This window comes from Longirhabdus pacifica (genome assembly GCF_004115085.1).
Classification (GTDB): domain Bacteria; phylum Bacillota; class Bacilli; order Paenibacillales; family DSM-105158; genus Longirhabdus; species Longirhabdus pacifica.
In genome coordinates, this window is the sequence record NZ_QXJP01000027.1 from 1 (window position 1) to 22607 (window position 22607).

Annotated in this window: 18 protein-coding genes; 1 reads left to right on the forward strand and 17 read right to left on the reverse strand. The window is 38.9% G+C overall.

The genetic code is table 11. From position 1 onward, the window contains the following. Window positions 1-48: 48 nt before the first annotated feature. From D1Z92_RS15165 to cymR, 17 genes are all read right to left on the reverse strand, one after another. The gene (locus tag D1Z92_RS15165) at window positions 49-3240 is read right to left on the reverse strand and encodes an ankyrin repeat domain-containing protein (protein ID WP_128896524.1); all 3192 of its coding nucleotides are present in this window, start codon (window positions 3238-3240) and stop codon (window positions 49-51) included. Window positions 3241-3333: 93 nt separating this feature from the next. Beyond that, window positions 3334-6651, reverse strand: coding sequence for a M56 family metallopeptidase (locus D1Z92_RS15170; protein ID WP_128896525.1), 3318 nt, complete (start codon window positions 6649-6651; stop codon window positions 3334-3336). Between the two features lie 111 nt (window positions 6652-6762). After that, window positions 6763-7140, reverse strand: a complete 378-nt coding sequence (locus D1Z92_RS15175; protein ID WP_128896526.1) for a BlaI/MecI/CopY family transcriptional regulator — start codon at window positions 7138-7140, stop codon at window positions 6763-6765. Between the two features lie 155 nt (window positions 7141-7295). Next, window positions 7296-9053, reverse strand: coding sequence for a peptidoglycan D,D-transpeptidase FtsI family protein (locus D1Z92_RS15180; RefSeq protein ID WP_128896527.1), 1758 nt, complete (start codon window positions 9051-9053; stop codon window positions 7296-7298). Window positions 9054-9266: 213 nt separating this feature from the next. After that, the gene (locus D1Z92_RS15185) at window positions 9267-10541 is read right to left on the reverse strand and encodes a peptidase U32 family protein (RefSeq protein ID WP_128896528.1); all 1275 of its coding nucleotides are present in this window, start codon (window positions 10539-10541) and stop codon (window positions 9267-9269) included. A 28-nt stretch (window positions 10542-10569) separates the two neighbouring features. Further along, complete coding sequence (locus D1Z92_RS15190) at window positions 10570-11511, reverse strand: peptidase U32 family protein (protein WP_240666769.1); 942 nt, start codon at window positions 11509-11511, stop codon at window positions 10570-10572. Further along, on the reverse strand, window positions 11508-12218 hold the full coding sequence (locus D1Z92_RS15195) for an O-methyltransferase (RefSeq protein ID WP_240666770.1): 711 nt from the start codon (window positions 12216-12218) through the stop codon (window positions 11508-11510). The genes D1Z92_RS15190 and D1Z92_RS15195 overlap by 4 nt, the downstream gene beginning before the upstream one ends. Window positions 12219-12228: 10 nt before the next feature. After that, window positions 12229-13302, reverse strand: a complete 1074-nt coding sequence (gene mltG, locus D1Z92_RS15200) for an endolytic transglycosylase MltG (protein WP_128896529.1) — start codon at window positions 13300-13302, stop codon at window positions 12229-12231. Window positions 13303-13514: 212 nt separating this feature from the next. Then, the gene (locus tag D1Z92_RS15205; RefSeq protein WP_128896530.1) at window positions 13515-13826 is read right to left on the reverse strand and encodes a DUF1292 domain-containing protein; all 312 of its coding nucleotides are present in this window, start codon (window positions 13824-13826) and stop codon (window positions 13515-13517) included. Between the two features lie 9 nt (window positions 13827-13835). Further along, on the reverse strand, window positions 13836-14246 hold the full coding sequence (ruvX, locus tag D1Z92_RS15210; RefSeq protein WP_128896531.1) for a Holliday junction resolvase RuvX: 411 nt from the start codon (window positions 14244-14246) through the stop codon (window positions 13836-13838). A 30-nt stretch (window positions 14247-14276) separates the two neighbouring features. Beyond that, window positions 14277-14543: an IreB family regulatory phosphoprotein gene (locus tag D1Z92_RS15215; protein ID WP_128896532.1), complete on the reverse strand. Its 267-nt coding sequence runs from the start codon at window positions 14541-14543 to the stop codon at window positions 14277-14279. A gap of 94 nt (window positions 14544-14637) precedes the next feature. Next, window positions 14638-17256, reverse strand: a complete 2619-nt coding sequence (gene alaS / locus D1Z92_RS15220) for an alanine--tRNA ligase (RefSeq protein WP_128896533.1) — start codon at window positions 17254-17256, stop codon at window positions 14638-14640. Between the two features lie 219 nt (window positions 17257-17475). Continuing rightward, window positions 17476-18543: an AI-2E family transporter gene (locus D1Z92_RS15225; RefSeq protein ID WP_128896534.1), complete on the reverse strand. Its 1068-nt coding sequence runs from the start codon at window positions 18541-18543 to the stop codon at window positions 17476-17478. A 284-nt stretch (window positions 18544-18827) separates the two neighbouring features. Next, window positions 18828-19028: a YrzR-like zinc ribbon domain gene (locus D1Z92_RS15230; protein WP_128896535.1), complete on the reverse strand. Its 201-nt coding sequence runs from the start codon at window positions 19026-19028 to the stop codon at window positions 18828-18830. Window positions 19029-19045: 17 nt separating this feature from the next. After that, a complete protein-coding gene (locus tag D1Z92_RS15235; protein ID WP_128896536.1) occupies window positions 19046-19567 on the reverse strand; it encodes a PRC-barrel domain-containing protein in 522 nt (173 codons plus the stop codon). A 22-nt stretch (window positions 19568-19589) separates the two neighbouring features. Further along, window positions 19590-20735 carry a cysteine desulfurase family protein gene (locus D1Z92_RS15240; protein ID WP_128896537.1) on the reverse strand — a complete coding sequence of 382 codons (1146 nt, stop codon included), beginning with the start codon at window positions 20733-20735 and terminating at the stop codon, window positions 19590-19592. Window positions 20736-20748: 13 nt separating this feature from the next. Beyond that, on the reverse strand, window positions 20749-21168 hold the full coding sequence (gene cymR / locus D1Z92_RS15245) for a cysteine metabolism transcriptional regulator CymR (protein WP_128896538.1): 420 nt from the start codon (window positions 21166-21168) through the stop codon (window positions 20749-20751). Between the two features lie 317 nt (window positions 21169-21485). Here cymR and mnmA point away from each other — a divergent pair, with 317 nt between their 5' ends. After that, complete coding sequence (gene mnmA / locus D1Z92_RS15250) at window positions 21486-22583, forward strand: tRNA 2-thiouridine(34) synthase MnmA (RefSeq protein WP_206099767.1); 1098 nt, start codon at window positions 21486-21488, stop codon at window positions 22581-22583. Window positions 22584-22607: the final 24 nt, after the last annotated feature.

The following is a 22607-nucleotide window of genomic DNA, read 5'->3' on the forward strand; positions in this document are numbered from 1 at the left end:
GGTTGCTACTCCAAACCTCTCATCATAAGGTTTGGAGTGTTGTATCTATTATTTCATCGCTTCTTCTAGCAATTTGATTGTTTCTGTATAATCTGTTCCTGCATAATATTTTTTGTTTGCAAAATCTAGTGCTGTTTCTCCAGATGCAGATTGAATCGTTGTATCAGCACCTGCTTCTAATAAGATTTTCACTATATCCTCATCACCAGAACGTGCAGCGTGTATGAGTCTCGTCCATCCGTCATTATCTTGTGTATCAACAGTTGCACCTGCATTAATGAGCATCGTTAATGTATCTGCATCATATGTTTTAAAAATAGCTGTTTCTCCATTTACATCTTTTATATTTACATTTGCCTTCGCAGCGATCAATGATGGAATGATTTCTTCATTTTCCATCATTATTGCATAGGTTAATGCTGTTTCACCTTGCACGTCCTGTAGATCCATATTTACGCCTTGCTCAATCAAGTATGATATGATTTCCTCATCTTCATCTTGTAGAGCCAAAATCAGAGGAGTCTCTTTATCATTATTTTGTAGATCTTTGTTTGCTCCACCTTCAACCAATATTTTTACAATGTCAACATTCACATCCATTGCGGCACTATGGAGAGCACTGTTATTAGATCCATTTTGCAAGTCAAGATTGACTCCTTGTGTTACTAAATACTGTACTACTTCCAACTCTGAGCGATCAGTGGCTTCTATTAAAGGTGTGATGCCTTTAGCATTTTGTATATTTTTGTCTGCTCCAGATTGTAACAATACTTTTACCGCTTCTAACGCTCCGTCACCCGCAGCATGATGTAGCGCCGTATTTCCTTTTTTATCTGTTGCATTGACGTCGGAACCTTTTTCTATTAACAGCTTCGTTGTTTCCATAGAGGTAGCAAGATGTAATGCATAAACGCCATTATTATTTGCGATATCCACTTTCGCTCCAGCCTTTACTAGTGCTAGTGCGATGTCCTCACTTTCTTGATTTAATGCTACATGTAGTGCGGTATCACCATCATTATTTTGAAGGTTTATATTCGCTTTTTTCGTCATTAGAGCTTGTACTGCTTCTATGTTGCCGCTGCTTGCAGCACTCATTAAAGGTGTTACTCCTTTATCATTTTGTAAATCTATTTCCGCTCCCTTTTCAATGAAAACTTCCATAGCTTCTTTATCCCATCTAGCGGCGATATTCAATAAGGTTTCACCATATTTATTTTTAGCGTTAACATCATCATTGTTATTCAAGAACTTTAACAATGCTTGCTTATCCTGATCTAAGATAGCTTTTGCTCCAACATAAAACAAAGCATCTTCTTCATCAAATGTTGGATTGGAAGCAAAGATGATATCTACAATTTCTTTATTTCCGATTGAAATTGCTTGGTCTAATGCCGTCATCCCTTGTATCGATCTAGCATTCACATCTGCATCTGCATCTAATAACACTTTTACTATTTCAATATTCTCATTTAAAATTGCACTCAGTAATATCGGACTAGCATTGAATGGATTATGCATATCTGCACTTTGACCTTGTGCTAACAATTGCTTAAATGTAATCACATCATTGTTATATAAAGCATCAAACAAAGCAGGAATTCCATCAGTTAGAAAGATATTTTCATCTTCCCATGAAATTTGTGGAACGTGTCTAATGTTCTGTAACATTTTGATCGAAACATAAATTTTATCATCTAATCGTTGCAGCTTCTCTTCCTTGTTTCTGTAGCCTTGTGCATTAGGATCAGCTGGATAGTTTGACATCAGCAACGTTTCGTCTTTCAACGTTGCTTCAATGATGCCCCCATCCGCTCTTTCATATTTGAGCGTTTGTGTTTGTTCATTCCATTCTGCGTTATCCCCTAATAAAAGGATAAAATCTGAAAATGAAAAAAGTTCAATTTCTGAGTTTTGTTCGAAATATATTGGATCATTGAGTTCTACTTTATAACCATTATCGTAAACCGTAATATCTTTTTTAACCATTTTCTGCTCTGAGGTTGTAATTTCTGTGCGTTGTAAAGTGTTTTCATTAGCGTTACTTGGCACACCTGCCAATACTCCTCCAGATAAAGTAGTAGTTATTAGGAGTGAACCCATAATCACAACCCCTGCTTTTTTCTTTTTTACGTTCATAATCGATACTAATCGCTTCTTCATCTCTTTTTTTCCTCCGTAAAAATTCGTCGTTAAAGTCGTTTGAATTTTTCTATGTTGATCTCTCGCTGTTTTTAATATCATTTCTCCGTATTCTCTTCGTCCGTTCTGATCTATTCTTTTCACCACGGCTTCATCGCAAGAGATCTCACATTGCGAAGAAATCGCTTTGGAAATCATGTAGAGTAATGGGTTGAACCAGTGCATCGCCGTTGCTACCATCGTTAGTGCTTTTACCCACATGTCTTTTCGCTTATAGTGCACGAGTTCATGAGTTAGTACAAAGCGCAGCTCATTTAACTGATAGTTCGTACGCGGTAAGACAATCGTAGGGTTTACGTATCCAATCAGCATTGGTGTATCGATGATGGCAGAATACTTCAACGGTATATTTTTTGTAATCCCCATGTCTTTTTGTAACTGTCTATACACGTAGGTGATCGCTACATCTTCGATGAGCACACTCCAGCGGCGAACGGTTCTACTAAAACTACGGTACGTATGCAATTGGTAAATAAGGTAAGATAGCGCTCCCGTTAGCCATATCGCAAAAACAATAGCAGTCCATCCTACTATGGATGTAATTAGCTTGTTTTGCTCTTCCGTGTTGGAAGTAAGTACGCTGTGGTCTGTAGTAGCTTCACCCGCTCCATTATCCTGTAACGCTGTCGTATAGAATGGTACTTCTCCGTATACATTTGTACCCTCAACATCTTCATCTACGCTATTAGCATCTATTGCTCCTTGCTCCATTGCTTCTCCGTTATGAAAAATGGACTGCTGCTCTTCTCCATTCCTTGCTTGTTGAAATTCCATACTTTGAAAGGAATCATCTCCTGGCGCTACCATTTGCGCTCCATTCTCAGTGGAGGCAAAAGGTAGATTCACCTCGATCAAGGACATATTAATTTCCGGTCTAAACGGAATAATCAAGCCAATAATGATGATGAGCCATGCGTAATACGTCCACTTTGCAGCATATCTTTTTAGTAGAAATGGAGTGATAAATAAGTACATTATCCCTAGTACTGACATCGTGACAGAGCAAAATAGTAGCGTATATAAAAAGTTCTGCATCATGTATCCATTCTCCCTACGTGATTAGAATGTCTAGTAAAAAATATGACCAACATATTTTTATACCGAAGACTTTCATTCGTTCGTATTATCTAGCTATTCTTTCATCGCTTCTTCTAGCAATTTGATTGTTTCATCATAGTTTTTATTCCTATTCATCTGCTGACCTTCCTTCGCCAAATCCAATGCCGTTTTCTCCGGTTCATTATAGTCTGCATTGGCATCTTTCTTCGCTGTTACATCGGCATCAGCATCCAACAACACTTTGACCACTTCAGCATTTGCCGATTCCGCTGCTGCCATTAGTGCTGTCAAACCATAACTATTGGACGCGTTCACTTCTGCACCTGCTTCTATCAATAGTTTTGCTACATCCCCGTTGGATGCTGCCATCAGTACTGTATTTCCATACTTATTTTTTAGTTTTACATCCGCTCCTTTGTTTAATAACATGTTGACCACTTCAGTTTGCCTTTTTTGTTCTTGTGGATCATTTTCGTATATCGGGCTGTTCAATATTTCCTTTAATGGTGTTTCTCCGTCTTCATTCTGTTTATTTACGTCCGCACCTTTATCTAGTAAAAATTTCACCATATTGAAGTTTTTCAAGAACTCTTCTTCATCTTCCAATAAGTTTCTTCCTAAATTTACTACTGCTCTATGAAGTGCTGTATCTCCATACTCTGTTTGACTATTGACATCTGCACCTTGCTCTAGTAAGAATGTAACAAATGCTTGTTCACCATCAAAACCGAAAGCAGCATTGTGTAAAGCATCATTCAAACCTTCTTTATTTGCTCCTTGCTGTATTAAATAAGTCATGATATCCATATCTCGGACTACAGCTAGTGGACTGCTTCCTTCATCATCTTTTTCATCCAAATTTGCCCCGGCGTCTACTAATGCTTTTGCTACTGCAACAGATGGTGCGTGATGTAATGCTGTTTTTCCTAAACGATCTTTTAGATTAACGTCTGCGTTGGCATTAATTAAAGCGAAAAATACTTTCTCTGCATTTTCATTCCATCCTGATCCCCACTCTCTCATTAATTTTAAAAGAGCAGTAACCTTATCATCAGCTTGTATGTTAACATCCGCACCTGCTTCAATAAGTGCTAATGCTGTATCTACTTTTTCAGCTGTAAATTCATCATTTCCTGTAAAATATAAAGAGAACATCAGTGCCGTATTTTGATACTCATTCTGCAAATCCAAATTCGCATCTTTCTCTATAAGTAGTTTCACCGCATCCACATTACTATTTAAAGCAGCATACATTAGAGCCGTTTTTCCTTCTGCATTTTTCGCATCAACGTCTGCACCTGCATCTAATACCACTTTCAAAGCTGCGTTATCCCAGTTTACTGCTGTAGTAAGTAACGTTAATCCCGCTTTGTTTTGCTCATTCATCTTCAATCCTTTTTGTATCGTTTGTTGTAGGGAAGATGAATTATTTGTTAGTATCGCCTCTACTGCTTCATAAAATAGTTGATCTTGTTCTTCTATGGCTGGATTTTTGGCCAATATGAGTTGTGCAATTTCTTTATTTCCACGTTTCACTGCATAATCTAGTGGTGTGACAGGTTCAGGCTCTTCCCAGTTAGATATAAGCGTGTTAGGATCAGCACCTGCATCCAACAATAATTTCACATTGTCCACGTTATTTCTTGCTATCGCTAGTTGTAATAGTGTATCCCCCATTCCACTTCTGACAGTTACATCTGCACCGTCAGCAAGGAGTTGTTTCACTTTGTTGTTATCATTGGATTTCAGCGCTTCCGCTAACGGTACTTCCTCTGTCATAAAATAAGAATGATGGGTGATAGGATTACTATGCTTCAACCCACCTCCATTTTCAATCATGACTAGCTGATCAATTGGTACATAGATCTCATCTTCTTTTGATTGCATAGGAATAAGGATTGGAACTGCTGCACCTTTGAAGTCCGTCAGCGTCACATTTTCCTCTCCAATGACGATGTTTACCGTCATATCATCATAGGTATAAGCAAATGCTTTGTCTCCATTCCACTCTATCGTGCCCCCAACGGTTTGCAACATTTCAATAAAGGGAATATATACTTCTTCTCCCACATAAAATGCAGCATGTTCAAACGCTGATTCTTTTCCGTTAATAAACACGATAGGATCTTGATTGACATTTTGCTGCGCATTGGCTAATATGCCTTCATTCGCTTCGTTGGTGTAAGCTGTTTCTCCTAATATTGCTGGTTTCGTTACTTCCGCTACAGCAAAAATTCCGCCCGTTAAGCTTGTCACCAACAGCATGCTACTTGCAATGACAACCCCTGCTTTTTTCTTTTTTACGTTCATAATCGATACTAATCGCTTCTTCATTTCCCTTTTTCCTCCGTAAAAGTTAGTCGTCAATGTCGTTTGAATTTTTCTATGTTGATCTCTTGCTGTTTTTAATATCATTTCTCCGTATTCTCTTCGTCCGTTCTGATCTATCCTTTTCACTACAGCTTCATCGCAAGAGATCTCACATTGCGAAGAAATCGCTTTGGAAATCACATAAAGTAATGGATTGAACCAGTGCATCGCGGTCGCTACCATCGTTAGTGCTTTCACCCACATATCTTTTCGCTTATAGTGTACGAGTTCATGGGTCAGTACAAAACGCAGCTCATGTGAGTTGTAGTTACGATGCGGCAACACGATAGTGGACTTCGTCATCCCTATTAACATCGGTGTATCTATAACATACGATTGTTTCAACGATACATTTGTTTTAATATCCATGGTTTTTTTAATGTTTTCAAACGTGTACTTGATATTGGTGTCGAGAATGTCGTCACTCCATCGATATAGTGTCTTTTTAAATCTATAGTAAGTGTGAATCTGATACATGAAATACGCCATGACTCCTGTAAGCCAAATCGCAAAGATCATGTAACTCCACAAGACATTGGATGTAAAAAGTTTGCCTTGCTCTTCCGTATACACCGATGCTACGCTACCATCAGCTAACTCACTAGCCGTTTCATTTTGTGTCACTACTTGGGTATTTAGATCGCTTGCAAGATCTAAACTGCTGTCGGTAGCACGTCCTTCTTCAAATGAAACTGCTTGAAAGCTTTCTTCCTGCTTATCTGCATTGGGTTGCATCATTTGCTGTTCATTCATACTGGAGAGGGTGTTGTCGTTCCTTGCTTCTTCTGTAAGCAACGCTTCATCTCCATTTGCAAATGGCAATGTTACTTCGATCAAGGACATATTCATCTCTGGTCTAAATGGAATGATCAAACCTATAATGACAATAAGCCAAGCATAGTATGTCCATTTTGCAGCATATCTTTTTAACAAAAAAGGAGTGATGAATAAATAGATCATGCCTAATGCCGACATCGTGATGGAGCAAAATAATAGCGTATATAAAAAGTTCTGCATCATGTATCCGTTCTCCCTACGTGAATATACTAATGTATCCGTACTATTTTTAGTAAAAATAACTGGGGCGTGAACTTGTATTTCATTATTTCTTCATCCGGTACTGTTTATGTTCTATTCGTCTCTATCTTTCAACCAAGAGGACAAATCATCTAAATCTGCGTCTCTTAATTTCTTTCCACGGTGCAGGGTATTAATTAAACTCATAAAAGAGTTCTCATGAAATCGTTCCATAAAATTTCCTGTTTCAAATTTGATGTATGTTTCCTCTGTAATCAGTGGGTAATACGTTCGTTCTTTTCCTTTTTTCTCTGTACGTAAAAATTCACGTTCTACTAACCTTTTCAATAGCGAGATCAATGTCTGCGCTTCCCATTCTTTATCTTCACCTAGTTGTTTCATAAGCAAACTTGTTGTGATAGGGGGATCGTGTTTCCAGATAACTTTCATGATTTCAAATTCAGCATCTGGCAATCTTTTCATTTTACTCATTTCAACATCTCCAATATTCACTTCTATTTTCTACGTTTGTCTATTATATGAGTATAATATATCTTGTTCTTTTTGTCACGCATCACTCCTCAACCATTTTCTACATTTGCCTATATTCATATTCTACGATTGTCTAAAATGATTGTCAACCCTTTTTATGGAATGTCACTATTTTTCTGCTCACTCCATAATTCCATCAGCTCACCAAATAATACCGTCGCTTCATGCGTAGACGTTTGCACCGTGTCTCTGACCATAACAGCAATCGCATACTTAGGGTTATTCACCGGGCCATAACCGATAAACCATTCATTCACTTCGTTCGTTTCTGCCACTTGTGCTGTACCAGACTTGCCCGCTACATCCCAATTTAAATACTGTAATGCACTTCCCGTCCCATTCGTCACCACAGCCTGCATCGCCTGTTGCATAAATTGAACTGTTTTGGGGGAAAGGGTTGAATCATACAACATTTCATCTTCTTCCTGAACCGTACTGCCATTTTTAAACGTTATTTTCTTTATGATTTGAGGTTGTTTTACGTTCCCCTCATGCAGAAATGTGACCATTAAGTTAGCCGCTTGCAATGGGGTCATCAGCACATCTCGCTGTCCTATAGCCGTTTGAATTTTTACTCCTTCATCGTCCCCATTTGTTCCTGCTGCGAATACTTGCCCGTTCTCTTCTTCGTCCACATCATTCCCAACTTTGGATAGCACACCAAGTTTCTGGGCAAATCCCTCTATCTCTGTTGCAGTCAATCGGTTTGCCATTTCTGCAAAGGCAATATTGCAAGATTGAGCTATGGCTTGCTCTACATCGATTACACCATGCCCATCTCGCTTCCAGCAAACAAAACCATACTTTCCGTATGCTCCATCACACTGGAACGTATCTTCTTCGTTCACCACCCCATTTTCCAATGCTGCCGCGGCGACAATGAGTTTGAAAATAGAACCTGGGATCTCTGCTTTTACGGCGTGGTTACTCCACGTGTCTCCTGTAATATGTTCGGGGTTAAAAGATGGCCGACTGACCATCGCAACGATTTCTTGTTCTTCTACATCCATCACGACAGCCGCAGTCTTTGTAATGAACGGACGATGTTGCAAGTATAGATCGATGACAGCTTCCACTTCCGCTTGTACATCGTACTGAACGCTCATGGTCAATTCTACAGGATAATATTTATGATTTGGCATGCTTAATGTCATGCCTATCTCTTCCATGGGGTTACCTCTTCCATCTACAAACGTAGAAATTTCCGTCGCACCAACACTTTTCAAATATGTATTCATACTTTTCTCCAGCCCCGAAGCTCCTATCTCACTATATACATCGATGTGATGGTGTTGCTGTCCATGAGCGTACGTATCCAATACGGCTTCAGGATGTTCACTAACAAAACCAACGAGATGTGAAGCAATATAAGGAGGACGATACCTTTTTTCATACGGAACGACCAGGAGGCCAGGGAAATAAATCCCTTCCAGTTGCTGCACTTGCTCACTGCTTAAGCTTACCGGGTCCCCATGTTCATCTGACCACAAAAAAGGATACACTTCACCGCTCCACTCTTCTTTTAATGACTGTGTTGACGACTGTAAAATGGACGCTAGTGTATCCCATTGTAGCACTTCCTCTGTTGTGGATTGTGTGTTTATATGAGCCATATGAGCAGGAAAAACAGCAAGACTTTGTATCGTTTCTCCTGTAAAAGGAACACCGTTAGGGTCTACAATATGACCTCTTCCAGACATAATTTGCACACTTTGCTTACGCTGTGCAACAGCTTGCTTTGTCAATGAATCCCCACTAAACATCGGCATGACTTGCAGCCAAAATAATCTCGTTATCAAAATGGATATAAGAAAAGTAATACTGATGAGAACAATAAAAATACGGTGCTTCACGTTAAAACTCCTTTATGTAAAGATTTCTATTCTTATCATCCCCTTTTCTGACATGATTTAACACTAAAAACACTCCTCTCATCATAAACAGTTTTCGTATTTACACTGTTTATCATTTGGGGAGCGTCACATTGCTTGTAAGCGCAAAACTACTTCTTAAGCATAGGGATAAAAAAGGCTTTACACAAAGTGTAAAGCTCTTGTTTATCGTATTCAACCTAGTTTTTTCCTCATTATATCCATCGGCTTTAGTGGCTGATTGACTTTAAATTTAACGACTTGCAGCGGATGTCTTGCTGCGTCTAGTTCATTACCTTTATCATCCCATATCGTCTCTACTTTTTGATGGAACAGGGTATGATTCGGGCCGAAAAATTCTACTTCATACTCGGGCTTAAAGTAGTTTCTTTGTTGTATCGTTGCTATTTTCGTATCTGCATCATAATCCAACACTAATCCTGCAAAGTCATACGATACCAGCTTGTCTTCTGGACCAAAGATATGGTCTTTTGCCGCTGGTGAATCAAAGAAAAAGCCATCGTTCAACGGGCGGTTCGCTGCCTTGTAAATTTCTTCTAACCATTCTTGTTTTAGTACATAACGATCTGGATTATCTAAATACGAATCAATAGCTTGACGATACGCATTGACGACCGTCGCCACATAATGGACCGTTTTCATACGTCCTTCAATTTTAAAACTATCGACTCCAGATTCAATGAGTGCAGGTACGTTCTGAATCATGAATAAATCTTTTGCACTCATGGAAAAAGCAGGATCGTCCTCTGCGAACAACGGAATGTCAGCCGCAACAGGGTTTCCATTTTTCTGATAGAGATCATACTGCCAACGACAGGATTGACAACATCCACCGCGATTAGAATCCCGATCTGTAAAGTGATTGGATAATACGCAACGACCAGAATAAGAAGAGCACATCGCACCATGGATAAACACTTCGATTTCAACGTCCACACGTTTTTTTATTTCTATAATTTCTTGCATCGATGTCTCTCTGCCAAGTACGACACGTGGGGCTCCTTCTTCTTTCCAGTACTGAACGGTTCTCCAGTTCACAGAAGATTGCTGTGTGCTGACGTGCACTTCCACTTTCGGTGCCACTTGTTTCGCTGTTTCCATAATAATCGGATCTGCGGCAATGATTGCGGATATACCTGCTTCTTGCAATTGTTCCAAGTAAGCCGCTATGCCTTCTATATCTTCATTATGTGCAAAAATATTGGTCGCTACAAACACTTTTGCATCGTATCTACTTGCATATTCCACCGCTTGCTTCATTTCATCAAAGGAGAAATTATCTGCATTGGAGCGAAGACCATATTTTTGTCCGCCAATGTACACTGCATCCGCACCGTAGTGCACCGCCATTTTCAACTTTTCCAGATTACCGGCAGGAGCAAGCAATTCGGGTTTATGCAGTTTTCTTCGATGTGCAGCAGATTTGTCTATGCTTTGCTGTAAAGTCATATGTTAGATTCCCTCCTATTCTTATCATTTAATACACTTGTTCCTTAAATAGGAAACCAAATGTTAATTCTCTATGCTCGTCTTGCACTTTTTTTATTCGTTCTAACCATGCTGGATTACATTCGTATTCCTCTGGGTTAGCATAATATTGATCTATCGCTTCACGATAACAAGCAATAACGACTTCGTTATACGCAGCAGATTTCATTATACCTTCAATTTTCAAACTATCAAGATCTACTTCCAGCAATTCGTCCAACACTTCGATGAGACAAATATCTTCCGCACTCATGACATGTGTGCCATTATCGTCTTCAAAAATAGGGAATTGCAATCCTTCACGTTCTTCTTCCACTAAATACATCTCTTTTTCCATCGAAAAGTCATCTTGTTTCACAGATGATTTACCTTGATGAGCAGCATAGTTTTGCAATAACTCTCTTCTGGAGTGATAAATATTGGTCATGCCGTGCACTTGCACTTGTACTTCCATGCTTTGCAAGTTGCGTTTCGTATCATGAATTTCTTCCAAATTCAATTCTCTTGCCAACACGACGCGATTCGCACCTTTACGCTCCCAATACGTTGCTGTCGCATAATTCGTAGATAGCATTTCCGCATTCCAATGAAGTGGAATCTGAATATTTAGCTCTTTCATTAACATGATAATAGCTGGATCACCAAAAACGACAGCATCTACTTTCCATTCACTTAGTTGCTGTAAATAAACAGACAGCGCTTCTAGATCATCATTGTGATACAGGTTATTAATCGAAACATATACTTTCGCATGAAGTCTGTGCGCCGTTTCTATCGCTTCTTTTATATCTAAAGTCGTAAAGTTACCGGGCATGCGAACGCCGAAGTTATTTTCTCCTATGTTAACGGCATCTGCGCCAGCTTTTACGTACATTTGTATTTCTTCTAATGAACCTGCTGTAACAAGCAATTCTGGTTTGTTACGATTCAATTACATTTCACTCCTCTTTCATTCTTTAATACACTCACCGCTACCCCATCACCAATAGGTAATATATTTGTTTCTAGCTGTGGGTGTTCTATAAGAAATTGGTTATACTGTTTTAATTTTTGTACCATGCGACGATAACGTTTTGGGACATTTTCCAATGGTTCAGGCTCAGCCACATAACCACGGAATAAGACGTTATCTGTTACGATAACCGCTCCGTCATTTAATTTTGGAAAAGATAAATCGAAGAAAGAACGATATTGTCCTTTCGCGGCATCGATAAACACAAAATCAAATGTCCCTTCTACGGAAGCAATGAGATCCAATGCGTCCCCTTGTATACAAGTTACCGTATGAGAGACATCCCCCGCTATGAAATTTTGCTTGGCTTGTTCTGCCCGTCCTTCATCCAATTCTAGCGTGATGATGTTTGCCTCTGGTAGTACACTAGCCATTTGCAAAGCCGAATAACCAATAGCAGAACCAATCTCCAGTATACGCTTTGGTCTGTGTACAGACAATAGCATTTTTAGACAGGAGATGCCATCCCACTGCATAATAGGGATATGTTCTTGCTCTGCTTGTGCTTCTAATTGAGATAGAAGTGTTTTAGTTTTATTTGATGTAGATGTAGATAAAGTAGAAAGTGTAGATACATACTCCATCACTTCTGGTTGATTCATATTTAATACTTCTCTTTGCTTCATTCCATACTCCTTATTGCTGCTTACTAATGGCGATGTTGTTTAAGTGGTCATTATACGTTTCAGCGAATAAATGCTCTTGCGTGCCATCTTTCTTCGTCACGTAAAATAAATAGTTCGTTTCATCCGGGTACAGTGCTGCCTCTATGGACGCATAACCTGGTGCAGCAATGGGTCCTGGTGGTATACCATCAATGGCATACGTATTATAAGGGCTATCGATTTGCAAATCCACTTCAAACAATCTTTCCTTTTGTTCTCCAAGCGCATACTGTACGGTTGCATCAATTTGCAGACGCATCGGAATAGCCAAACGATTGTATATCACACTTGCAACGATAGGACGTTCTGCATCCACAATCACTTCACGCTCAATGAGTGAAGCGATCGTCATCATTTCATGAAAGGTTATACCGAGTTTGTCCAATTGTTGTTCCCAATCTGCTGGCAATGTATTTAATTTATTGTTTAATTCCTCCAGCATACGTAAAACAATATCTTGTTCATTGCTTGTAGCTAGCAATGCATACGTCTCTGGAAATAAATATCCTTCCAAGTCGTAACTGTAGTACTCACTTTGTGGGATGTTTTCAATCCATTTCAACGTAGATATATACGCTGTAGGATCTTGCAATGCTTCGACAAATGCTGCTGTATCAATGAGTCCATCTTCCCCTAAAGCAGTCATCATTTGGTCGATGGTCCATCCTTCAGGTATCGTAAATTCGATCATATCTTCCTGTACGACGTCACCGCTATTTAACTTATATATAATGTTATCCAGCGTGATACCTGGTTTCATTGCATATGTTCCCGCTTGGAACTGACTGCCAATCCCTTTATATTTCAAATAATAATTAAATATGGTTGCATTTTTCACGAGCCCTGCTTCTTCCAGCGTGGTTGTCATTTGCGCAACAGACATTCCAGGCAATATTTCTACTTCCACTATCTCATCTTTCGCTTCTACAGGCTGCAACCCTTGTGCCACATATAGTAATGCACTTCCAGCTAAACCTACGATTAAAAAGAAAGCGATCAACATCGTTATCCCTATTTTTTTCTTCCCTGATTTTTTTGCTGACATCTAAAAAAGTCCCCCCGCATGTCACTTATTTTTATCTATGGCATGATTAAATCACAAAAAGTACTATTTTTGCAAACTTAATTTTATATACAATATAGAAGAAGATGATAATATGCAGGAAATGCTCTGAGATGACAACAAAAAAATAAGGACAAACAAGGTTGTCCTTTTCATCATTTCTTCATCTTAAAAATGCTTTATTTCAGTTTTACTTACGCTTCGTCCTCTTCGTCAAACTCTGCTAAAATAGTGTTGAATGTTTCTTCGACGATTTCCCATTCTTTCTCATCGTCAATCGTAAACAATTTCAACTCTTCTCCTTCGTCTTCAGAGCGGAATACGAATACTTCTTCTTGCTCTTCTTCATCTGTATCTTCTTGATCTAGTGGAACCAGCATAATGTAGTTCTTCCCTGTTTGATCCACTTCGAATTCCATAATGACTTCGTAATGCTCTTCGTTTCCATTTTCATCTGGAATAATAATTACTTCAGTTTCTTGTTCTGTTTGATTGTTGTTAGTCATTTCTACACCTCATTTTTTAGAATCCAAGTAACCTTGGAGTATAAACGTTGCAGCAATTTTGTCTACAACTTTTTTTCTTTTTTTACGACTCATATCCGCCTCAATGAGCGTCTTTTCCGCAGATACTGTTGTTAATCGCTCATCCCACATGTGAACAGGCAATTGTAACTTTTGCTTCAATCTATCTGCGAATGCAATACATAATTCAGCACGCTCTCCTATTGTACCATTCATGTTCTTCGGTAATCCAACCACGATTTCTTCAATAGTATATGCAAGCACAAGTTCTCTCAACCGTTTCATCTCTTGTTTTTGGCCCAATCGCTGAATGACTTCGATTCCTTGTGCAGTAAACCCTAGTTCGTCACAGATTGCAACTCCTATGGTTTTATCTCCTACATCTAGTCCCATAATCCGCATGCTTATTCTCCTACTAACGCCGGGTTTGTTTTACGTTTGCCGATGTTGTTTTAAATATGATTTTACGAGCTCTTCAATCAATTCGTCACGTTCTCTTTTTCCAATGAGCGCACGTGCATTGTTGTGTCTTGGAATATAGGCAGGATCTCCAGAAAGCAAGTACCCTACAATTTGATTGATCGGATTATATCCTTTTTGTTCCAGTGCTTCATATACCGATAATATAATGTCTTGTGGCGATGTGTCTATACTATCATTTTTAAAATTGAATTTCATCGTCTTGTCAAATGAACTCATCCGCCAAAACCTCCCATATTATGGCAATGTGATGGTTGCCATACATTATACGCTGAAACTTTTATACGCTTGCGCTACTTTATTTTTCTTCCCGTTATATCCACTGCTGAACGGCTTGCAATGCTTCTTGCATTTTAGCAGGATCTTTCCCTCCGGCTTGCGCCATATCTGGGCGACCACCACCGCCACCTCCGCAAATTTGCGCGGTTGCTTTTACCAATTTACCAGCGTGATATCCTTTCTGTACTAAATCAGGCGTCACCGCAGCAACGAAGTTGACTTTTTCCCCTTGTACAGCACCTAGAACAATGATAGCCGATTGCAACTTCACTTTTAGCTCATCTGCCATCTGTCTCAGTCCGTCCATATCTTGCCCATCAATTTCCGCTGTTAACAAAGGTATGTCGTTGACCTTAGTTACTTTTTCGTGCAGGGATGCACCTTCTATGCTGCTCAATTTTGATTTCAAAGACTCATTTTCTCTTGTTAATTCTTTCAGCTGTGCTTGTAAAAGTTCCACTCGCTGCATAACGTCCTGACTTGATTTGGTCTTTAACTGATGTCCTACTTGTCCCAGTATATTAAGCTGCTGTTCATTATATTCATACGCATGCTGTCCCGTAGCCGCTTCTATTCTTCTTACACCAGAACCAATACCAGCTTCACTTAAAATTTTAAACGTACCTATTTCTCCCGTGCTAGTGACATGACATCCACCACATAATTCCAGACTGTAGTCACCAATTTGAACGACTCTTACGATATCACCATATTTTTCACCGAAAAGTGCCATCGCCCCCATCTCTTTTGCTTCGTCTATATTTTTATACGAAATAGAAAGGGTTGTGTTGCTCCAAATTTGCTCATTTACTTTTCTTTCAATCTGTTTAAGCTGCTCTGGCTCGATTCCACCAAAATGAGAGAAGTCAAAGCGAAGTCTATCTACTGCGACTAAAGAGCCCGCTTGATTCACATGATCACCTAACGTCTCCTTTAATGCTTGATGCAGCAAATGAGTCGCCGTATGATTTTTAATAATGCCTTCTCTGTTGCTACGATCTACTTCTGCATGCAATGTGTCCCCAACTGTAATACTGCCATGTTCCAGTGAAACATGATGCACATGCTGTCCTTTTGGAGCTTTAAATACGTCGGAAACCGTTGCTTGCACGCCCTCCGCACTTAACGTACCGTGATCGCTAACCTGCCCTCCACTTTCTGCATAGAACGGAGTCTGATCTAGAATCACGTAGACGTTCATACCTTCTTTCGCTTCTTCCAATAACTGATCATCATGCAATATAGCCAATACTTTTGCAGATGTCGTTAAGGTCTCGTATCCAGTAAACTTGCTTTCTTCACTAAAGTCTGCAAGGGGTCCACCTTGTATTTTCATGCTGCCCGTATCTTGCCTTGCTGCCCGTGCTCTTTCACGTTGTTTGTCCATTGCTTTGTCAAAGCCATCACGGTCCACTGTCATTTCATTTTCTACAGCATAATCTTCCGTTAAATCAAGTGGAAAACCATACGTATCATACAATTTAAACGCTTCTTCTCCTGTAATTTGAGTGCGTCCTTCTTGTTTTGCTTTTAATTCTATTTGAGATAAGATGTCCAATCCATCGGATAATGTCTCATGAAAACGTTCTTCCTCTGTTTTAATGACTTTCTCAATGATTTCAACCTTTTCTTTTACGTTCGTATAGTAAACGCCCATAATATCTGCAACCACATCTACTAATTCAAACATAAACGGTCTATCAATGCCTAATATTTTTCCGTACCTTACTGCTCTGCGCAATAAGCGACGAATGACATAACCGCGACCTTCATTCGAAGGCAACACATCATCCGCAACGGCAAAAATTACTGTACGAACATGATCGGCAATTACTTTCAGGGCTGTATCGACCTGTACATCTTTTCCATATGTAACATCTGCAATACGACAAGTTTTTTGTATAATCGGTTGAAACAAATCCGTATCAAAATTAGATTCAACATGCTGCAATATGGAGGCAAATCTTTCAAGTCCCGCACCTGTATCAATATTTTTCTTCGGCAAAGGCGTGTAAGAGCCATCTTTATTTTTATTATATTGCGTAAATACCAAGTTCCACACTTCTAAATATCGTTCGTTCTCTCCACCTGGATAACATTCAGGATCACTAGTATCTCCGAAAGCTTCGCCACGGTCATAAAAAATTTCTGAGCAAGGGCCACATGGACCTTCTCCTATTTCCCAGAAGTTACCTTCTCTTAGGCGAACAATTCTTTCTTTCGGTAGACCTATCTTTTCATTCCAGATCGCAAATGCTTCATCATCCTCTTCATGAATAGTTACAGATAATAAGTCCTTATCGAATCCTATCCACTTTTTATCCGTTAAAAATTCCCACGCCCATGAAATGGTTTCTTCTTTAAAATAATCTCCAATAGAGAAATTACCTAGCATCTCAAAAAAAGTTTGATGTCTTTTTGTTTTACCCACATTTTCAATATCATTCGTACGAATACATTTTTGTGCATTGGCAATGCGTGGATTATCTGGTATGATACTTCCATCAAAATACAATTTCAGTGGTGCCATCCCAGCGTTAATCCATAGTAAAGATGGGTCATTATGTGGAACTAATGGTGCACTAGGCTCAATTTTGTGGCCTTTCGTCGCAAAAAATTCTAGCCATTTCTGGCGAATTTCACTAGATTTCATTTATCATTTCCTCCATGTATAGCACGATAGTTTGTCCGTAGTATCTCGTTTACTGTTCACGTATTTCATTCTCACAATGCAAGCTATGTGAGGGAGTAAACGCACACTCTTTTTTCATCCAATATCATGAAAATTATAACGGTACAATGCTTGCTATGTCAAGGCAAGAGGGCTTCTGAAGCTAACACATTTTCATGCATCACACCTGCTATGTTCGCATCATGTTCTGCGATGAATAATATAGATAGCAAAGTGATGAACGACAACTTTCATTGCGGCGAAGAATGGTACAGCTAAGATGAGACCAACGATACCAGCAAGTTGTCCTCCGACAAGAAGGGCAAAAATGATAAGCAATGGATGCATATGTAAACTTTTACCTACAATTTGTGGGGATATCACGTTGCCTTCGAGCGTTTGTATGATCGTATTGACCAAAACAACAAACAGCACCATTTTCAGCGATACAGTGGATGCCATAATGACCGCAGGCGCTGCGCCAAAAAAAGGACCTAAATACGGTATGATATTAAACACAGCCACAATGCTAGACATGAGTAGAGGATAAGGCATACCAATCAACCAGTATCCTACATAAGCTAAAAAACCGATAACGATACACACGAGAAATTGACCTCTTACGTAATTCCCAAGTGCAGCATCGATTTCACTCCATAACTTGGTCAATCCTTTGCGTTTCGTTTTAGGTACGACTGGTAAAAAAGCCCGTTGTAACAGCTTCACGTCCTTTAACATATAGAAAGCTAAAAAAGGGATAATAAAGGCGATAAACAGCTTATTTATCGTATTTCCGATGTCATTAATAAAATTGGAAATCGTATTTTGAATCGACTGTTCAAGCCGAATAAGGGATTGGTGTAAAGCTTCTCTAATCGTACCGGGTACATTTTTATTATTATCTAAGATGCGAAAATATTGCTGTGCTTTTGATGACATTTCAGGAAATTGCTCATTTAACTGCTTCAACTGCTCCATAAACATCGGAATCACATTCATGACGATCACGATGAGCGAAAAAATAAATACAGCATAAATGAGAAGTACCGAAATGGTTCTAGGCACTTTTCGTTGTTGTAGTAAATTCACCACTGGATTGAGGACATAAGAAATAATAACAGCAAATAAAAACGGGGCTAATATGGCCTTTGAAAAGTCATATATCCCTTTGAGCATCGGTGAAATTTGTTGCAGGAAATATAAAATTAAAATAATGAGCAATGTATAAATAAAAAAAAGCAACCATTTGTGGTTGAGCCACTTCTCCATATTAACCACCTTATTGTTATCCATTGTTCAAGAAAAAATTTCAATGTAAATATGGCAAAACTATTGTCTGATACAGTATATGTACAACCCTGTGAAAATATAAAAGCTTTTCGAAGAAAAGCTATCTTCGTAAGGATAAAGGGGAAAAAGCTAAACAAAGTTTAGCTGGACCCTACAAGCTTTTCGAAGAAAACCCTCATCGTAAGCATAAAGCACAAAAACACAAAAAAAAGGTCAGTTGAGAAAGCAATATACTTTCTCAGCTGACCTTTTTGACATACCATTTATGTTGCTTGGTGAAAATGCACCACTTCTTCATCCATAAATAAATCATCCAAAGAACTTAATGTCCCGTCTTCTTCCACTTGAAAAACGGACATTTTCTCTCCTTGTACCGTTAATTCTATAAAACATCCCCAACAATAAAATTGAGTTGAACCGATTTTACCAATATCTTTTGAATTACAATTTGGACATCGTATCACTTCCAGCTCACCCTTACCTACAATGTAGTAACGACTTCCTTCACAGTATGTTCACTCCCAGCTGGAACGATAACTGCTTCCTCACCAACATTAATTTCATCCATTAGCGGTAGAAATTTGCGTCCATCTTGAAGATCTGAAAGAAAACCGTCCGATAATTCAAATCCTGTTACTTTTTTTCCCATGTTTTTTTCTAAATATACATCTTCGATCGTCCCTAAGCTGCGACCGTTTGTTGTTAATACCTGCATACCAGCTAAACGTGCTTGTTCATTTTTTATCCATATATACGAATTTTCTTCTATTTGTTCTTCTACATGTTCCATAACCTCTTCACTTGGGATTGTTAGCGCATCATCACCTATTGCGACAATGTGTTTCCAAGCTATCCATTTAGAATGAGTAAACCAGCGTTTACTATCTAATATGACACCCTCAGCATACCATTGCTGATTGATGATTATATCTTGGACTTGTCCAATGTGCTTACCGGTATCGATGGCTACAACACTTAAACCGACAACGTGATTAGATTTCAAGCGAAGTCAATCCCCTTTCCTATTATTTACGTATTCTTTGAACAATGGTTGCAGTTTTTTTTGCGGCTTTTGAAATTTGTTCAATATTTAGTCCGTAACCAAAACTAAATCGGACGGCAGAATGCATTACATTTGTAGGTAAATTCATCGCTTGGAGAACATGGGAAACTTCAAGCGAGCCAGAAGTACAAGCAGAACCACCGGAAGCGGCAATGCCTGCTAAATCTAAGTTCATCAACAATGTCTCTGTATCACATGATAAAAAACTGACGTTAAGAATGTGTGGAAGAACGAACGTTGGATGACCATTAAGAACAACGTTATTTTCACCACATTGTTGATAGAATATTTCAAGCATCGTATTTCGCATGTCGGTGCACATCTTATTTTTCTCATCTAATCTGTTTATGGTCATTTCTAACGACTGAACAAACCCTGCGATAGCTGGAATGTTTTCCGTCCCTGGACGTTTTTTCGCTTCTTGATTACCTCCATAAAGGAGAGGCGTAAGCTTACTGTTGTCAGCAGCATAAAGCAAACCAACACCTTTGGGACCATTTATTTTATGAGAAGAAAAGCTTACAAGGTCAGCAGGAATGCTTTTTAAATGAAAAGGAATTACGCCTAATGCTTGTACAGCATCAATATGAAAAAGAATGCCTCTCTCCTTGGCAAATTGTCCGACTTGTTCAAACGGATGAAGCGTACCCGTCTCGTTATTTCCTGCCATTAATGTAATGAGAAAAGTATCTTCCGTTATACTTGCTTTTAACGATTCCAATGAAATACGTCCATCATGATCCACAGGCAAATAAGTAACAGAAAACCCTTCATCTTCTAGATGTTGAAGGGTTTCAAGTACTGCTTTATGTTCCGTTTTACAAGATATAATATGACGTTTCTTATTATTAGCATGAAGTGCTGTCCCTAAAATAGCTACATTATCGCTCTCGGTTCCACCGCTCGTAAACAACAGTTGCTGTGGTGAACAACCTAACAACGCGGCTGCCTGCTCTCTTGCATCATCTAGTGCGTGCTTTGCTTTTCGACCAGCATAATGCAAGCTCGAAGCGTTACCATAATCAGAATGAAAATAAGGCAGCATACTCTCTAATGATTCAGGGAATATAGGGGTAGATGCAGCATGATCTAAATAAATATTTTCCATTTCATCACCTTTATCAAATATAGAACATATAGTCATCTTGCATGTCATCATCTTTATACTCAATAAGATGACGTAAGGTTGTAGAATTTAACACTTCTGAAATACTATCGCGTATCCGTATCCAAAGATCCCGTTTAGCTGGATCATCTTCTTCCGTAAAATCCACTGGGCTTAACGGACCTTCTAACACTCTGATGACATCACCACAAGTAATCAGTTCCGGCTCCTTGGATAAAATATATCCTCCATACGCCCCTCGTATACTTTTCACTAAGCCTTGATTACGCAATGGAGATACAAGTTGTTCTAAATAATGTTCGGAAAGCTGATGCTTTTCCGCTATACTCTTTAAAGAGGTTGGACCCTCGCCGAATTTTTTCGCTAATTCCATCATAATGGTTAAGCCATAACGCCCTTTTGTTGATATTTTCACCAAATTTCACCTTCTCAATCAATTTTCTAATCTGAATAGTATGTATCATTACATATTCAACATCTGTATTATTTCCTCAATTTATGTTAACATATAAGAACTTTTTTGCTAAGTCATAATTTATAATAATTATTCTTTGTAGATTTGTTCATTAATGTATACTATATACTATGGAGAAATAATGCGTTTCAAGTTTACGTTTGCTAGGCGTAAAGATGAGTATAGAAATTTCTCCATCTTATGCTTAGTGGTAATCAGTAGTATTAACAAGTTAATTCAACTTATATAGATTAAATTAAATTTTAACAATAGATAGGATGAGAAGGATGGACAATTCAAATACACGTGTTGTCGTCGGCATGTCGGGAGGCGTAGACTCTTCCGTTACCGCTTTGCTATTAAAACAGCAAGGATACGAAGTCATCGGTATTTTTATGAAAAATTGGGATGACACCGATGAAGATGGCGTTTGTACCGCAGAGGAAGATGCAAAAGATGTAAGAAGAGTGTGTCAACAACTCGATATCCCTTATTACACTGTAAATTTTGAGAAAGAATATAGTGAAAAAGTATTCCAATACTTTTTAGATGAATATAAAAGTGGCAGAACGCCTAATCCGGATGTAATGTGCAACCGTGAAATTAAGTTTGGGGAGTTTTTGGATAAAGCACTCTCACTAGGAGCAGAAAAAATTGCAACGGGTCATTATGCTCGCGTCGTTGAAGAAGATGGCAAATATCAGTTGCTCAGAGGTGTAGATGACAACAAAGATCAAACGTATTTTCTTAGCAAATTAAATCAATACCAGTTGTCGAAAGCGATGTTTCCGATTGGCCACTTGCCTAAAAAAGAAGTACGAAAGATAGCAGAAGAAGCAGGCTTGTACACAGCGAAGAAGAAAGACAGTACAGGCGTATGTTTCATTGGAGAGCGAAACTTCAAGGAGTTTCTTAGTCAGTTTTTACCCGCACAATCTGGCGAAATTCAAACGTTAGATGGGGAAGTAAAAGGGCGCCACGATGGACTCATGTACTACACTTTAGGGCAAAGACAAGGACTTGGCATCGGTGGCTCGGGTTCTGGTGAACCTTGGTTTGTAGCAGGAAAAGATCTGAAAAACAATGTATTACATGTCGTGCAAGGCGGCAAACATCCCGCACTCTTTTCCAATCATTTGTTAGCGGAAGATTTCGTTTGGATTAGCGATGAGGCGCCTACAACGACATTCACATGTACGGCTAAGTTCCGTTATCGTCAAAAAGATCAACAAGTTACCGTCATTCCAAATGAAGACGGCACATGTAGAATTGAATTTGCAGAGCCACAGAAAGCCATAACACCCGGACAAGCTGTCGTATTGTACGATGGGGACATCTGTCTAGGCGGCGGTACAATTGACAAAGTGGATTATTGATATTTTAAAATGAAGGAAAGTTGA

Excerpts from the sequence above, each read along its gene's own strand:
- D1Z92_RS15165 (WP_128896524.1), bottom strand. The coding sequence starts at position 3,240 with ATGATGCAGAACTTTTTATATACGCTACTATTTTGCTCTGTCACGATG.
- D1Z92_RS15170 (WP_128896525.1), bottom strand. The coding sequence starts at position 6,651 with ATGATGCAGAACTTTTTATATACGCTATTATTTTGCTCCATCACGATG.
- D1Z92_RS15175 (WP_128896526.1), bottom strand. The coding sequence starts at position 7,140 with ATGAGTAAAATGAAAAGATTGCCAGATGCTGAATTTGAAATCATGAAA.
- D1Z92_RS15185 (WP_128896528.1), bottom strand. The coding sequence starts at position 10,541 with ATGACTTTACAGCAAAGCATAGACAAATCTGCTGCACATCGAAGAAAA.
- D1Z92_RS15195 (WP_240666770.1), bottom strand. The coding sequence starts at position 12,218 with ATGAAGCAAAGAGAAGTATTAAATATGAATCAACCAGAAGTGATGGAG.
- mltG (WP_128896529.1), bottom strand. The coding sequence starts at position 13,302 with ATGTCAGCAAAAAAATCAGGGAAGAAAAAAATAGGGATAACGATGTTG.
- D1Z92_RS15205 (WP_128896530.1), bottom strand. The coding sequence starts at position 13,826 with ATGACTAACAACAATCAAACAGAACAAGAAACTGAAGTAATTATTATT.
- ruvX (WP_128896531.1), bottom strand. The coding sequence starts at position 14,246 with ATGCGGATTATGGGACTAGATGTAGGAGATAAAACCATAGGAGTTGCA.
- D1Z92_RS15215 (WP_128896532.1), bottom strand. The coding sequence starts at position 14,543 with ATGAGTTCATTTGACAAGACGATGAAATTCAATTTTAAAAATGATAGT.
- alaS (WP_128896533.1), bottom strand. The coding sequence starts at position 17,256 with ATGAAATCTAGTGAAATTCGCCAGAAATGGCTAGAATTTTTTGCGACG.
- D1Z92_RS15225 (WP_128896534.1), bottom strand. The coding sequence starts at position 18,543 with ATGGAGAAGTGGCTCAACCACAAATGGTTGCTTTTTTTTATTTATACA.
- D1Z92_RS15240 (WP_128896537.1), bottom strand. The coding sequence starts at position 20,735 with ATGGAAAATATTTATTTAGATCATGCTGCATCTACCCCTATATTCCCT.
- mnmA (WP_206099767.1), top strand. The coding sequence starts at position 21,486 with ATGAGAAGGATGGACAATTCAAATACACGTGTTGTCGTCGGCATGTCG.